We start from the raw sequence: 14,146 nt of genomic DNA, 5'->3' as shown, positions 1-14,146 counted from the left end.
GCTCTCTCCCTCAGTTCAGCACGAATTCGATGACCAGAAGGTCGCGCACGCGCCCGTCTCCGGTGACCAGTTGCACCCGCCGCAACATCTGCGCGCGCAGGCGCATCATCGCGTTTGGATCCTCCAGAAGGCTGACATCGACCGCGCGCAAATACCCATTCAGCACGTCCATCACGCGCGGCTTCAAAAGCTCCACGTCATGTTGATAGGCGCTGGGTACCTCAAGCTCGGCTGCGAAACGCAGATGGCGCGCGGATGCCCCGCTCAGCGTGATCGCGAGCGGTTCGAGTGCGACATAGGCGATATCGGGAAGCGCCTCGGGCGTGGGCGCCTCCGGTCCGGCGGCGCTGTGCGCCGTGTCCGGAGGCGCGAGAATCAGCCCCGAATAGACCGTGTAGAACCCCCCGCCGCCCAGCAACAGCATGAGCACGAGACCGATCAGGAGCATCAGCTTGGACTTTTTCTTGGGTGGCTCTTCGGCCTCGGCAGTGGCGTCCGTCATGGGGGCCTCGCTGTTGCGGTTCGAGACTTGGAATACCCGAGTCGGACTAACCGATTGTTAATCGCATTAAGGGAAGGTGCCTGCGACGCTCGGGTAGAACGCCCGCTCTTTGGAGATTCGTCTTGCAGCAACTCATCGACACTTGGGCCGGCCTGGATATGCGCAGGAAACTCGCCGCAGTTTTTGGGGTGATCGCCATGATCGCCACGGTTTTCGCCATCGGGTCGATCGCGTCGAAGCCGACGCTTGCGCTGCTTTACGCGGGGCTTGGCAGCGCGGAATCGGGGGAGGTGATCTCGGCGCTCGAACAGCGCGGTGTGGCCTACGAGGTGCGTGGCGATTCGATTTTCGTGGCCGCGCCGCAGCGCGACGAATTGCGGATGACACTTGCCTCGCAAGGTCTGCCCGCAAGCGGCGGGGCGGGCTATGAGCTGCTCGATTCGCTGTCGGGTTTCGGCACGACCTCGCAGATGTTCGACGCGGCCTATTGGCGTGCGAAAGAGGGGGAATTGGCGCGAACGATCGCCGCCGTGCCGTCGATCCGATCGGCACGGGTGCATATCGCGCATCCGACGAATATGCCGTTTCGCGGAACACCCGAGCCGACCGCCTCGGTGACGATCACGCCGACGCTCGGGGGCTTGAGCGGTGCACAGGCGAAGGCGGTACGCTACCTCGTGGCCTCGGCGGTGACCGGCATGACGCCCGAAGATGTCTCGGTGATCGATTCGGCGCGCGGGCTCATTCCCTTTAACGACAATCCCGCGCTGCCCGGCAGCGGGGAAGATCGCGCGCAAGCGTTGAAGCAGAATGTCGAACGGCTGCTCGAGGCGCGTGTGGGGTCCGGAAACGTCGTGGTCGAAGTGGCGCTCGACACCGCGACAGAGCGCGAGGCGATCACCGAAAGGCGCTTCGACCCGGAGGGGCGCGTGGCGATTTCCACCGATACGTCGGAGACCTCGAAGACCTCCGACTCGACCACGCCACCGGCAACGACCGTGGCCTCGAATCTGCCCGATAACGGCACCGGCGAGACCGGGAAATCGCAAAGCCGCACGAGCGAGACCCGCGCGCGCACCAATTTCGAGGTGTCGGAGACGCGGCGCGAATTGCTGCGCGCGCCCGGCGCACTCAAGCGGCTCAGCGTAGCCGTGCTCGTCGATGGGGTGCGCGGGACTAACCCGGATGGAACGCCAAGCTGGGAGCCACGCAGCGATGCCGAACTGGCCGATCTGCGCGAACTCGTCGCCTCGGCGGTCGGGTTCGACGAGGCGCGTGGCGACGTGATCACCCTGCGGTCGATGCAATTCGAGGCGCTGCCAGACGCGGGAACCATCGCAGGGCCCGGCTTCATCGACAGCATGGCGCTCGATCTGACGCAGATCATCCAGATCGCGGTCCTTGCGATCGTCGCGCTCGTGCTTGGTCTTTTCGTCGCGCGCCCGATCCTGCTGCAGAAATCGCGTGCAGGCGCGGCGGAGTTGCCCGCGCCCAGCGCCTCGGACGAGGGCTCCACGGCGTCGATGGCGCTCACCGGTGAGATAGACGATGGGGAGATGCCCGACATGAACATGCAGCTGGTGTCCGATTTCGACCTCGGTGACCTGCCGATGGCGACACAGGCGGATTTCGACCTCGACCGACCCGCCGATCCCGTCGACCGATTGAAGAAGATGATCGAGGAGCGGCAGGCGGAAACCGTCGAAATCCTGCGTAACTGGATGGAAGAGCCATCGGAGAAAGCATGATGGGGCAAAGGCTGAAACTGGAATCCTTTGAGCCCAACTCGACAGAGGCGGGGGAAATCGCGCTCGCGCCCGCCGAGTTGGAAGAGGCCAAGCTGGCCGCCTTCGAGACCGGATATCAGGCCGGGTGGGACGATGCAGTTGCCGCGCAGAATGTGGAAACCGCGCGGCTCCACGCCGATCTGGGGCGCAACCTTCAGGCGCTGGGCTTCACCTATCACGAAGCGCGCCAGCACATGCTCGACGCGCTCGAGCCGCTTCTGGTCGAGATCTGCGGCAAGCTGTTGCCCGAGCTTGCGCGCGCGTCGCTTGGCCCCGTCGTGGCCGAGCAGTTGATGCCGATTGCCGAGGATCTCTGCGCGACGCCGATCACGGTGGTCGGCAATCCGTCCGCATTGCCGCAGATTCAAGAGGCGCTCGCGCCACGTGCAGACTTGCCACTCGTCTTCGCGGCAGAGCCCAGCCTTGGCGAGGGCCAAGTCTATCTGCGCTTCGCCGATACCGAGACCCGCGTCGATCTCGACGCCGTCACCGCCGCCATTTCGCGCGCGGTCACGACCTATTTCACCGCCACCGCGAAGGACAAGCCCGATGAATGAGACCGCGCCGGACGCTTCGACCGCCAATCCCTTCACGCAGGTTCCGATCGAGATCACCATCTCGGTCGGAAAGGCCCGCCCGCTGGTGCGCGATTTACTGCGCCTGAAGCGCGACGCCGTGCTGCCGCTCGACCGGAAAGTGGAGGACCCGGTGGAGCTGTATGTCGGGGACAAGCTGATCGCGCGCGGCGAGCTGACCGAGATCGATGGCAGCGACGGACAGCTTGCGGTGCGGCTTACCGAAGTGGCCGATCTGCAAAACGGGTTGTGAGATGCGCCCCCGCCCGATCTCCCCCGGCAACGCCAAGATGTGCCTGCCTGCGCTTTGGCTGGTCCTGCTCGCGGCATTAACCTTAACGCTCGCGGCGCTGCCCGCGCAGGCTCAGGACATTACGCTTTCTGTCGGGGAGGGCGATAGCCTCGCGGGCCGCTCCTTGCTGATCATTGCGGCGATCACGCTGCTCAGCCTCGCGCCCGGGCTCGCGATCATGGTCACGGCCTTTCCGTTCATCGTCACGGTGCTGTCGATTCTGCGTCAAGCCCTCGGGTTGCAGCAATCGCCGCCGAATATGCTGATCATCAGCCTCGCGCTTTTCTTGACATGGTTCATCATGGAGCCGGTCTTCCTCGAGAGTTGGCGCGTCGCGGGCCAGCCCCTGATCGACGGCACGATCGACTGGCAGGAGGCGTTCGCCAAGGGAATCGAGCCTTTCCGCACCTTCATGGCCGGGCGCACGAACCCCGACACGTTCGCGGCCTTGGCCGAGCTGCGCAGCGGCACGCCCGCACCGGAAAGCCTTGAAGGCGCGCCGCTCTCGACCCTCGTGCCGTCCTTCATGCTGTCCGAAGTCACCCGCGCCTTCCAGATCGGCTTCCTCGTCTACCTGCCGTTTCTGATCATCGACCTCGTCGTCTCGGCGGTTTTGATGTCGATGGGGATGATGATGGTGCCGCCCGCGGTCGTGGCGCTTCCCTTCAAGCTCGCCTTTTTCGTGGTGGCGGACGGTTGGGTGCTGCTCTCGGGGGCCTTGGTACGCAGTTATTTCTGACGCCGGAGGCTGGGCCGCATAACCGCAGGTCCAGAAACGCAAAAACCCGGGCCGAAGCCCGGGTTTCTGAGGGTGATGGTGAGCCGTGCAGGATTCGAACCTGCGACCCACTGATTAAAAGTCAGTTGCTCTACCAACTGAGCTAACGGCCCATCACAGGGCGCGTCTCTACAAACCCCCGCCGGGGGGGTCAAGGCATAAAATTCACAAAAATTGCACATCTGGAAAAAACCTTGGCGCGGGCGTATATCGCGCGCCATGAATACAAAGCGCACACAGACCGGACTGCCCTTCATGAAGATGCATGGGCTCGGCAATGACTTCGTCGTGATCGACGCCCGTGAGGGCGACGATCCGGTTACGCCTGCGCTCGCGCGTGCGCTGGGCGATCGGCATCGCGGCGTGGGATTTGACCAGCTTGCCGTGATCCGCCCTGCACAAGGGGCTGATTTCACGCTCGAATTCTGGAATTCCGACGGCACGCGGGCCGGCGCTTGCGGCAATGCGACTCGCTGCGTGAGTGATTACATGATGCGCCAGCTCGACCGGACCGATGTCACGCTTCTGACCGAACGGGGCCAGCTTGCCGCGGTGCGGCGCGAGGACGGGATGGTCTCGGTCAATATGGGCGCGCCGATTCTCGAAGCGGCGCAAATTCCGATTCTGCCCGGCATCGATCCGGCGCATCTGCCGCTGGGCGGCGACCCGATCGCGGTCGGCATGGGCAACCCGCATTGCGTCTTCTTCGTCGACGACGCCGAGGCGGTCGAAGTGGATCGCCAGGGCCCGGTGATCGAGCATGATCCCCTGTTCCCCGAGCGCACCAATGTCGAATTCGCCAGCGTGATCGGCCCCGACCATCTGCGGATGCGCGTCTGGGAGCGCGGCACCGGCATCACGCTCGCCTGCGGCTCGGGTACCTGCGCAACCGCCGTCGCCGCGCATCTGCGGGGGCTCACCGGCAAGCGCGTCCTCGTCGATGTCGATGGCGGCCAGCTGGAGATCGACTGGCGCGACGATGGCGTCTGGATGACCGGCCCCACCGCGCATGTCTTCGATGCGACCCTCACCCAAGATTATCTGGACGCGATATGAAACCGCCCGTTTTCTCGACCCTCGGCTGCCGTCTCAATGCCTATGAGACGGAGGCGATGAAGGAATTGGCTGCAGGCGCCGGGCTCGAAGGGGCCGTGGTCGTCAATACCTGCGCCGTGACCGCCGAGGCCGTGCGCAAGGCCAAGCAGGAGATCCGCCGTCTGTCGCGCGAGAACCCGGACGTGCCGGTGATCGTGACCGGCTGCGCCGCGCAGACCGAGCCCGAGACGTTCGCCGCGATGCCCGAGGTCACCAAGATCATCGGCAATCACGAGAAGATGCAGGCCGACACCTGGGCGCAGCTCGCCCCGCAAGGCCCCGATTTCATCGGCGAGACCGAGCGCGTGATGGTCGACGACATCATGTCGGTGAAGGAGACCGCCGGTCACCTGATCGACGGGTTCGGCCGCCATCGCGCCTATGTGCAGGTGCAAAACGGCTGCGATCACCGCTGCACTTTCTGCATCATCCCCTTCGGGCGCGGCAATTCGCGCTCGGTGCCGGCGGGCGTCGTGGTCGAGCAGATCAAGCGCCTCGTGGATCGCGGCTTCAACGAGGTCGTCCTCACCGGGGTCGATCTGACCTCCTGGGGCGCGGACCTGCCGGGCGAGCCCCGTCTGGGCGATCTGGTGATGCGGATCCTGCGCCTCGTGCCGGACCTGCCGCGCCTGCGCATCTCTTCCATCGACTCGATCGAGGCCGATGAGAACCTGATGCTGGCGATCGCCACCGAGCCGCGCCTGATGCCGCATCTGCATCTCAGCCTTCAGGCGGGCGACGACATGATCCTCAAGCGGATGAAGCGCCGTCACCTGCGCGACGACGCCATCGCTTTCACCGAAGAGGCGCGCAAGCTGCGTCCCGGGATCGTCTTCGGCGCGGACATCATCGCGGGCTTCCCGACCGAGACCGAGGAGATGTTCGAGAACTCCCTGCGGCTGGTCGACGATTGCGGCCTGACCTTCCTGCATGTCTTCCCCTATTCCGCGCGCAAGGGCACGCCCGCCGCGCGGATGCCCGCCGTGAAGGGCCCGATCGTCAAGGAACGCGCGGCCCGGCTGCGCGCGAAGGGCGAGGCCGCGCTGGCGGCCCATCTCGACGCGCAGCTCGGCACCGAACAGCTCGTGCTGACCGAAACCCCGCGCGTCGCGCGCACCGAAGGCTTTGCCGAGGTGGCGTTCGAAGCGGACCAGCCCGAAGGCACGCTGATGACCGTGCGCATCACCGGCCATGACGGGGCGCGGTTGCTGGCGGGGTAAAGGGGGCTTTCGTTTTTCGCAGCGTGAGCTAGCTTGTGGCCCATGCTGCGGATCAACGATCAGATAACCATCGAGGATTGGGAAATCACCGAGAGCTTCACCCGGGCCCAGGGCCCCGGTGGGCAGAATGTGAACAAGGTTTCGACCGCAGTGGAGCTGCGCTTCGAGGCCGAACGCTCGCCGCACCTGCCGCAACCGGTGAAGAAGCGCCTGCGCCGGATCGCGGGGCGCAGATGGACCAGCGACGGCGCGCTTTTGCTGCTGGTGCAGGACACGCGCAGTCAGGCGCGCAACCGCGAGATCGCGCGCGACCGCCTCGCCGAGATGATCCGCAAGGCTTGCGAAAAGCCCAAGAAACGCATCCCGACCCGACCCACGCTCGGCTCGAAGAAGCGGCGGCTGAAGGCGAAGGCGATTCACGGCGAGAAGAAAGCACTGCGCGGGAAGGTCTCGGATGGGGAATGATCTTTTGGCGCGGCGCGAACGGCTTTTGGGGCCGAACGTGCCGACCTTCTACGACCGCCCGGTCGAGATCGTGCGCGGGCAGGGCAGCTCGCTTTTCAACGCCGATGGCCAGCGCTACCTCGACGCCTATAACAACGTCGCCCATTGCGGCCATTGCCACCCGCGCATCGTGAAGGCGATCTGCGAGCAGGCGGCGACGCTGAACACCCACACGCGCTATCTGCATGAGGGTATCCTCGACTATGCCGAGGCGCTGCTGGGCAAGTTCGGCTTTGACGGCCAGCTTCTGATAACTTGCACCGGGTCCGAGGCCAATGATGTCGCTTTGCGGATGGCGCAGGCGGTGACCGGCAAGCGCGGCTTCATCGCGACCGACAACACCTATCACGGCAACACCACCGCCGTGGCGCATCTCTCGACCCGCCGCCCGCCGATCGGGGGCTGGCCGGACCATATCCGCCGGGTGCCCGCGCCCGACAGTCTCGCGCCTCTGGGCGGATCGCTTGAGGCGCAGCCGGAGGGCTTCGCCGCGAATGTCGCCCAAGCGATTGCCGAGCTCGAAGAGAGCGGCCACGGCTTCGCGGGTTTCATGCTCTGCCCGATCTTCGCCAATGAAGGGATGCCCGGCATCGCGCCCGGTTTCCTCGACCCGACGGTCGAGGTGATCCGCCGCGCGGGCGGGCTGATCCTGTGCGACGAGGTGCAGCCGGGATTTGGCCGGATCGGTTCGCATTTCTGGGGCCACGAATGGCTGGGCTTCACGCCCGACGTGGTCACGATGGGCAAACCGATGGGCAATGGTCATCCGGTCGCGGGGCTGGTGGCGACGCCCGAAGTGATGGCCGCCTTCCGCGAGGCCTTCGGCTATTTCAACACGTTCGGCGGCAATCCCGTCTCGGTCGCCGCGGCGATGGAGACCTTGCGCGTGATCGAAGACGAAGGTTTGCAGGAGAACGCGGCGCAGGTCGGCGACTACCTTCTGCAAGGGCTGCGCGAGCTGTCCCATCCGCTGATCGCCGACACACGCGGCTTGGGGTACTTCCTCGGGATCGAGCTTGCGCAAGACGGCGAACCCGCCAGCGAAGCCGCGGGCCGGATCGTCGAGGCGATGCGCGAGCGCCATGTCTTGATGGGCCGGGTGGGCCGGGCACAACACATTCTCAAGATCCGGCCGCCGATGGTCTTCAATCGGGCCGATGCCGATGAAATGCTGGAGAAACTTGCGCAGAGTTTCGAGGAGCTTCCGGCATGATTTCGGACGAGACCGCACAGGCGATGGCGGACTCCGCCCTCTATTCCTGGGGGCAGGCGAGCGCGCCGCCGCGTCTGGTGAAGAATCGCGAGAATATCGTCTTCGAGGCGCATCTGAAGGATGGCCGCCATGTCGCGCTGCGGCTGCACCGTCCCGGCTATCAGGGTCGCGAAGGGATCGAGGCCGAGTTGCGCTGGTGCGAAAGCCTCGCCGATCAGGGGATGCCGGTGCCGCGCCCGGTGCGTGCGCTGAACGGGGCGCTGACCGGCAGCGTGCGAAACCGCGTGACCTCCTGCGTGGAGTGGCTGGATGGCGCGCCGATCGGCGCTGGCGATCAACCGCTGTCCGGCTCGCCCGAGGCAGTGCGCGCCGAGGCTCATGCGCTGGGTCGCCTGATCGCGCAACTGCACATCAGCAGCGATGCCGCCCCGCCCGACGGGTTCGACCGGAACCCGTGGGATGGCGAAGGGTTTCTGGGGGAGCATCCGCTTTGGGGACGTTTCTGGGAACATCCTCAGCTTTCGGAAGTTGAGGCCGCAACGCTGTCTTCGGGCCGCGATCTTGCGCGTGCGCTCTTGGCGCAGGCGCAGGACTACGGCCCGATCCACGCCGATTGCCTGCGTGAGAACGTGTTGTCGACCCCGGACGGGCTGGCTCTGATCGACTTCGACGATTGCGGGCCGGGCTATCGGCTCTACGACCTCGCGACGGCGCTGGTGCAGGGCTGGGGCGACCCGCTTTGGGGCGAACAGGCCGCAGGACTCGTCGAGGGCTATCGCAGCCTGCGCCCGCTTCCGCCCGATCAGGAGGCACTTCTGCCGCTTTTCGTGGCGCTGAGAGCCTTCGCGTCTGCTGGCTGGATTGTGACCCGGGCACCGGGTTCCGATCCGCGCCAAAGACTATATTTAGAGCGTGCGCTTGAACTCGCACAGCATTTGGAGAACCGTACGCCGCCATGGGAGACCAGTCGATGAAATGGGCGAAATCCGTCGCGAAGGGCTTGCTGGGGTATCGCCCCGCCTCTTTGCAGGTGGGAGCGCTCTGTCTGCGAATCCGAGACGGCAAGACCCAGGTTCTTCTGATCACCTCGCGCGACACCGGGCGCTGGGTGATCCCGAAAGGCTGGCCGATGCGGGGCCGCTCGCTGTCCGGTGCGGCCAAGCAGGAGGCTTGGGAAGAGGCCGGGGCGGTCGGCAAGATCGACAAGGAGCCCGCAGGGGCGTTCCGCTACGACAAGATCCTCGATAGCGGCTTGGCCACGCCCACCGATGTCGTCGTCTTCCCGATGCGGGTCGAGACCCTGATGAAGTCCTTTCCCGAAGAGCATCAGCGCAAGCGCAAATGGTTCGCGCCCAAGCAGGCCTCGAAGCTGGTCGCGGAAGAGGGGCTGCAGAAGCTTTTGCGCAAGCTCTGAGCCCCGAATGGCGTCGAATGCCTTGTCACAACGGGTCAAACCCGCTAGGCCCGCGCGGACTTCTGACAATTAGATGACAGGTTCGTGACGGTGGCCAATCAAGACAACGAGTCCCGCGTCAATCAGTGGAAAACGCTCGACAAGGATCTCAAGCGGATCGGGCGCGTCGAAAGTGCCGGGCAATTCGTGGCGCGCGGCATGGTCGCGCCGGGGATCGCGCTGGCCTTCATCGTGCTCGTCGGTCTGGTGGCCGCCGTGTTGGTGGGCGGGCAGCCCGGCCAGTTGGTGGTGATCGCCGCCGCTGCGATCGGGGCCTATATGGCGCTGAACATTGGCGCCAATGACGTCGCCAACAACATGGGCCCCGCCGTGGGCTCGCGCGCGATGACGCTGATCGGGGCGCTGATCGTCGCCGCCATCTTCGAAAGCCTCGGCGCGCTCGTCGCAGGCGGCGATGTCGTCAAAACCGTCGCGAAGGGGATCATCGAACCGACCGCCTTGCCCGATTCCGGGCATTTCGTCTGGGCGATGATGGCGGCCCTGCTGGCAGCGGCCCTGTGGCTGAACCTCGCGACATGGCTCGGCGCGCCGGTCTCGACCACCCATTCCATCGTCGGCGGCGTCGTCGGCGCGGGCATCGTGGCTGCGGGCTTCGGGGCGGTCGATTGGGTCTCGATGGCGAAGATCGCGGCAAGCTGGGTGATCTCTCCGGTGATGGGCGGCGTGATCGCGGCCGCCTTCCTCGCGCTGATCAAGACGAAGGTGATCTATGTCGATGACAAGATCGCCGCCGCGCGCCGATGGGTGCCGATCCTGATCGGCATCATGTCGGGGGCCTTTGCTGCCTATCTCGCGCTCAAGGGCCTCAAGCACCTGTTCAAGATCACGATTGTCGAAGCGGTCCTGATCGGCCTCGTCGTCGGTGTCATAGGATGGCTCGTCACGATCCCGATGATCCGCCGCCAGTCCGAGGGGATGGAGAACCGCAAGAAGTCGCTCAAGACGCTGTTCGGCCTGCCGCTCGTCGTCTCTGCCGCGCTGCTGAGCTTCGCCCATGGCGCGAATGACGTCGCCAATGCGGTCGGCCCGCTCGCGGCCATCGTGCACACGGTCGAGCAGGGCGATATCGCGGCGCAGGTCGGCATCCCGTTCTGGGTGATGGCCGTGGGCGCGCTGGGGATTTCCGTCGGCCTGCTGCTGTTCGGACCCAAGCTGATCCGCCTCGTCGGCAACGAGATCACCAAGCTCAACCCGATGCGCGCCTATTGCGTGGCGCTCTCGGCGGCGATCACGGTGATCGTGGCGTCGTGGCTGGGCCTGCCGGTCTCCTCGACCCATATCGCGGTCGGCGGCATCTTCGGCGTCGGCTTCTATCGCGAATGGCATGCCGAGAAACGCGCCCGCGAGCTTGGTATCCGCAAGGGCAAGCCCGTCCCGCCGGAAGAGCGCAAGCGCCGCCTGCTGGTGCGCCGCTCGCATATGATGACGGTGGCCACGGCGTGGATCGTCACCGTGCCGGCCTCGGCCGCGCTTTCGGCGGTGGTCTACCTGATCCTGAACGCGATCACCTGACCGCTCAGACCATGACCTTCATCGCCTGCTGCTGGCCGACCTCGAAGACGCGCTTGTAGCGGGCGATCTCGTCCTCCGGGCCCATCGCCTTCGCGGGATTGTCCGACAGTTTCACCGTCGGGCGTCCGTCCGCCTCGACTGCTTTGCACACAAGGCTGAACGGCGCGAGCGCGTCATTCGGCACCAGCCCGCGGAAGTCGTTCGTCAGCAGCGTGCCCCAGCCGAAGCTGACCTTCACCCGGCCTGCGAACTGCGCGTGCAACTCGCGGATCTTGTCGACGGTCAGCCCGTCAGAGAAGATCACCAGCTTCTGGCGCGGGTCCTCGCCGCGCGCTTTCCACCAGTCGATCGCGATCTCGGCCCCCGTCGCCGGGTCGCCCGAATCGATGCGGATGCCGGTCCAGCCCGCCAGCCAATCCGGCGCATGGTCGAGGAATCCCTTCGTGCCATAGGTGTCGGGGAGGATGATGCGCAGGTTGCCGTCATGCTCCTCGTGCCAATCGGCAAGCACCTTGTAAGGCGCCTTCGCCAGTTCGGCGTCGCTATTGGTCAGCGCCGCATAGACCATCGGCATCTCATGCGCGTTGGTGCCCACCGCTTCGATGTCGCGGCGCATCGCGACCAGACAGTTCGACGTGCCGGTGAACGCCCCCCCTTCGGAGACATCTCCCAACCCTTCGAGCATCGCCTGCACGCACCAGTCCTGCCACAGGAAGCTGTGCCGCCGCCGGGTGCCGAAATCCGCGATCCGCAGGTTGTCCAGCTCGCGCAGCGCCTCGATCTTCTCCCAGACCTTGGTCATCGCGCGCGCATAAAGCACCTGCAGCTCGAAACGCCCCATCGTGTTCAGCACCGCCCGGCCGCGCAACTCCATCAGGATCGCGAGCGCCGGAATCTCCCAGAGCATGACCTCGTGCCACTTGCCCTCGAAGGTCAGCTCGTACTGCCCGTCGCGCTTTTCCAGATGGTAGGGCGGCAGTTGATAGCCCTCGAACCACTCCATGAAATCCGAGCGGAACATCTGCCGCTTGCCGTAGAACGTGTTGCCGCGCAGCCATGTGCTCTCCCCGCGCGACAGTTTCAGCGAGCGCGCGTAATCCAGCTGCTCGCGCAGTTCCGCCTCGTCGATCAACTCCGCCAGCCGGATCGACTTGCTGCGGTTGATCAGGCTGAACTTGACCCGCGTCTCCGGCTTGTTGCGGAAAATCGACTGACACATCAACAGCTTGTAGAAATCCGTGTCGATCAGGGACCGCACGATCGGATCGATCTTCCACTTGTGGTTATAGACGCGGCTCGCGATGTCGACCATGGATCAGGCCTCCAGCTTCACACCGGCAGAGCGCATTTCGCTATGCGCCTCCTGCAGCGACCCATCGAGATCGATCGCCCGGCAGGCGCCTTCGATCACCGTCGCGCGGAAACCCAGCTTCGCCGCATCCAGCGCGGACCACGCCACGCAGAAATCGGTGGCGAGCCCCACGAAGGTCAGATCCTCGACGCCCCGGTCACGCAGGTAGCCCGCAAGCCCGGTCGGCGTCGTGTGGTCGTTCTCGAAGAAGGCCGAATAGCTGTCGACGCCGCGCCGGAACCCCTTGCGGATGATCAGCTGCGCCCGGTCGACGGCGAGATCGGGGTGGAACTCCGCCCCCTTGCTGCCCTGCACGCAATGATCCGGCCAGAGGGTCTGCAGCCCATATTCCATATGCACCTGCGTGAAGGGGGCGCCCCCCTCGTGCTGGCTCGCGAAAGAGGCGTGATCCGCGGGGTGCCAATCCTGCGTCAGAACCACGGTTTCGAACTCGGTCATCAGCGTGTTCACGCGCGGAAGGATCTCGTCGCCCCTCGACACCGCCAGCGCGCCGCCGGGGCAGAAATCGTTTTGCACGTCGATCACGATCAGGGCTTTGGTCATCACTTTACCTCCCGCAGGGTTTTCCCATGGGTAGGCCGCGCACCCCCTGTGGTCAACGGCACGCATGCGCAACGGCTCTTGCCTAACGCCCCCGCACGGCGCTAATGCGGGGCCCATGTTCACCGTTGCCGCCCTTTACCATTTCACCCGGTTCGAGTCCCCCGAGGCCCTGAAGGCCCCGCTGGCGAAGATCGCCTGCGCGAATGGCGTGAAAGGCTCGCTCCTGATCGCGCGCGAAGGGATCAATGGCACCATCGCGGGAACCCGCGAAGGGATCGACGCGGTGCTGGCGCATATCCGCAGCTTGCCGGGCTGTGCCGATCTGGAATGGAAGGAAAGCGCGGCGGCCGAGATGCCCTTCGGCAAGATGAAGGTTCGGCTCAAGCGTGAGATCGTCACGATGGGCGAGCCCGATATCGATCCGAAAGCCCGCGTCGGCCATTACGTCGAGCCGCAGGACTGGAACGCGCTGATCTCCTCGCCCGACACGGTCGTGATCGACACGCGCAACGATTACGAGATCGAGATCGGCACTTTCGAGGGCGCCATCGATCCCGGCACGAAGAGCTTCCGCGAATTTCCGCAATGGTGGCGCGACAACGCGCATCGCTTCCACAACAAGCGCGTCGCGATGTTCTGCACCGGCGGCATCCGCTGCGAGAAATCGACGAATTTCCTGCTCTCGGAAGGGGTGCCCGAGGTCTATCACCTCAAGGGCGGCATCCTGAAATATCTCGAAGACATGCCCGAAGACGGCTCGCTCTGGCAGGGCGATTGCTTCGTCTTCGATCAGCGCGTGAGCCTGCGCCACGGGCTGAAACAGGGCGATTACGACAGCTGTCACGCCTGTCGCCGCCCGGTCTCCGCGGAAGACAAACGCCATCCCGATTACGAGGAAGGCGTCTCCTGTCACCGCTGCATCGGCGAGTATTCCGATGCCGATCGCGACCGCTTCCGCGAGCGCGAACGTCAGATGCGCCTCGCCGCCGAGCGGGGCGAAGCGCATCTCGGACGCGATTAATTATCCGCGCAGACCTGCGTCAGATCGTTGCAGCCTTGCGTGACGGTCGGAGCCCCGGTGGTCGGGAAGTCCAGACGCGGCAGCGAGAAATCCCCGATGCCAGCCGATGCGGCGGTCGCGCCAAACACAGACAGAACAAGGGCGTAAGCGAGACGTTTCATAGCGGTTCTCCATAACTGAACTACTTGGTTCGGAATTGAATATGAACCGTTCGGTTCGGAAATCAAGCCTAAATGAACTGATCAGTTCGAAATACTG

General features: G+C 65.0%; 16 protein-coding genes and 1 tRNA gene. 12 read left to right on the top strand and 5 right to left on the bottom strand.

Going from position 1 to position 14,146, the window contains the following annotated elements:
- Window positions 1-10 precede the first annotated feature (10 nt).
- The gene (locus tag BMI85_RS18335) at window positions 11-502 is read right to left on the bottom strand and encodes a flagellar basal body-associated FliL family protein (RefSeq protein WP_078602310.1); all 492 of its coding nucleotides are present in this window, start codon (window positions 500-502) and stop codon (window positions 11-13) included.
- Between the two features lie 122 nt (window positions 503-624).
- Between BMI85_RS18335 and fliF the strand changes: the two genes are divergently transcribed.
- From fliF to fliP, 4 genes are read left to right on the top strand one after another with little or no spacing between them, the layout of a single operon-like run.
- Window positions 625-2,250: a flagellar basal-body MS-ring/collar protein FliF gene (fliF, locus tag BMI85_RS18330; protein ID WP_078602309.1), complete on the top strand. Its 1,626-nt coding sequence runs from the start codon at window positions 625-627 to the stop codon at window positions 2,248-2,250.
- Entirely contained in the window at window positions 2,250-2,846 is a 597-nt protein-coding gene (locus BMI85_RS18325; protein ID WP_078602308.1) for a hypothetical protein, read from the top strand. The genes fliF and BMI85_RS18325 overlap by 1 nt, the downstream gene beginning before the upstream one ends.
- A complete protein-coding gene (locus BMI85_RS18320) occupies window positions 2,839-3,117 on the top strand; it encodes a FliM/FliN family flagellar motor C-terminal domain-containing protein (RefSeq protein WP_078522277.1) in 279 nt (92 codons plus the stop codon). Before BMI85_RS18325 ends, BMI85_RS18320 begins: the two co-directional genes overlap by 8 nt.
- A gap of 37 nt (window positions 3,118-3,154) precedes the next feature.
- Window positions 3,155-3,895, top strand: coding sequence for a flagellar type III secretion system pore protein FliP (fliP, locus tag BMI85_RS18315; protein WP_078602504.1), 741 nt, complete (start codon window positions 3,155-3,157; stop codon window positions 3,893-3,895).
- Between the two features lie 76 nt (window positions 3,896-3,971).
- On the opposite strand, the gene BMI85_RS18310 is transcribed toward fliP, so the two are convergent.
- A tRNA-Lys gene (locus BMI85_RS18310) sits at window positions 3,972-4,047 on the bottom strand.
- A 106-nt stretch (window positions 4,048-4,153) separates the two neighbouring features.
- Here BMI85_RS18310 and dapF point away from each other — a divergent pair.
- From dapF to BMI85_RS18275, 7 genes are all read left to right on the top strand, one after another.
- Entirely contained in the window at window positions 4,154-4,990 is an 837-nt protein-coding gene (gene dapF, locus BMI85_RS18305) for a diaminopimelate epimerase (RefSeq protein ID WP_078602307.1), read from the top strand.
- Window positions 4,987-6,249: a tRNA (N(6)-L-threonylcarbamoyladenosine(37)-C(2))-methylthiotransferase MtaB gene (gene mtaB, locus BMI85_RS18300; protein ID WP_078602306.1), complete on the top strand. Its 1,263-nt coding sequence runs from the start codon at window positions 4,987-4,989 to the stop codon at window positions 6,247-6,249. The genes dapF and mtaB overlap by 4 nt, the downstream gene beginning before the upstream one ends.
- Before the next feature lie 42 nt (window positions 6,250-6,291).
- Complete coding sequence (gene arfB / locus BMI85_RS18295; protein WP_078602305.1) at window positions 6,292-6,714, top strand: alternative ribosome rescue aminoacyl-tRNA hydrolase ArfB; 423 nt, start codon at window positions 6,292-6,294, stop codon at window positions 6,712-6,714.
- Entirely contained in the window at window positions 6,704-7,966 is a 1,263-nt protein-coding gene (locus tag BMI85_RS18290) for an aminotransferase class III-fold pyridoxal phosphate-dependent enzyme (protein ID WP_078602304.1), read from the top strand. Before arfB ends, BMI85_RS18290 begins: the two co-directional genes overlap by 11 nt.
- Window positions 7,963-8,940: a phosphotransferase gene (locus BMI85_RS18285; protein WP_078602303.1), complete on the top strand. Its 978-nt coding sequence runs from the start codon at window positions 7,963-7,965 to the stop codon at window positions 8,938-8,940. The genes BMI85_RS18290 and BMI85_RS18285 overlap by 4 nt, the downstream gene beginning before the upstream one ends.
- Complete coding sequence (locus BMI85_RS18280; protein WP_078602302.1) at window positions 8,922-9,380, top strand: NUDIX hydrolase; 459 nt, start codon at window positions 8,922-8,924, stop codon at window positions 9,378-9,380. The genes BMI85_RS18285 and BMI85_RS18280 overlap by 19 nt, the downstream gene beginning before the upstream one ends.
- Before the next feature lie 90 nt (window positions 9,381-9,470).
- Window positions 9,471-10,952 carry an inorganic phosphate transporter gene (locus BMI85_RS18275; protein ID WP_246832594.1) on the top strand — a complete coding sequence of 494 codons (1,482 nt, stop codon included), beginning with the start codon at window positions 9,471-9,473 and terminating at the stop codon, window positions 10,950-10,952.
- A gap of 4 nt (window positions 10,953-10,956) precedes the next feature.
- On the opposite strand, the gene pncB is transcribed toward BMI85_RS18275, so the two are convergent.
- The gene (pncB, locus tag BMI85_RS18270; protein ID WP_078602301.1) at window positions 10,957-12,264 is read right to left on the bottom strand and encodes a nicotinate phosphoribosyltransferase; all 1,308 of its coding nucleotides are present in this window, start codon (window positions 12,262-12,264) and stop codon (window positions 10,957-10,959) included.
- A 3-nt stretch (window positions 12,265-12,267) separates the two neighbouring features.
- Complete coding sequence (gene pncA / locus BMI85_RS18265) at window positions 12,268-12,867, bottom strand: bifunctional nicotinamidase/pyrazinamidase (RefSeq protein ID WP_078602300.1); 600 nt, start codon at window positions 12,865-12,867, stop codon at window positions 12,268-12,270.
- Window positions 12,868-12,982: 115 nt separating this feature from the next.
- On the opposite strand from pncA, the gene BMI85_RS18260 reads away from it, so the two are divergent.
- The gene (locus BMI85_RS18260) at window positions 12,983-13,888 is read left to right on the top strand and encodes a rhodanese-related sulfurtransferase (protein ID WP_078570743.1); all 906 of its coding nucleotides are present in this window, start codon (window positions 12,983-12,985) and stop codon (window positions 13,886-13,888) included.
- Here the strand turns inward: BMI85_RS18260 and BMI85_RS21495 are convergent.
- Entirely contained in the window at window positions 13,885-14,049 is a 165-nt protein-coding gene (locus BMI85_RS21495) for a hypothetical protein (protein WP_158522192.1), read from the bottom strand. The two genes, BMI85_RS18260 and BMI85_RS21495, sit on opposite strands and share 4 nt — an antisense overlap.
- Between the last annotated feature and the right edge of the window lie 97 nt (window positions 14,050-14,146).

It is taken from the genome of Thioclava sp. DLFJ4-1, assembly GCF_002020145.1.
In the GTDB taxonomy this organism is placed as follows: domain Bacteria; phylum Pseudomonadota; class Alphaproteobacteria; order Rhodobacterales; family Rhodobacteraceae; genus Thioclava; species Thioclava sediminum.
This window is presented reverse-complemented; position numbering and strand designations above follow the sequence as displayed.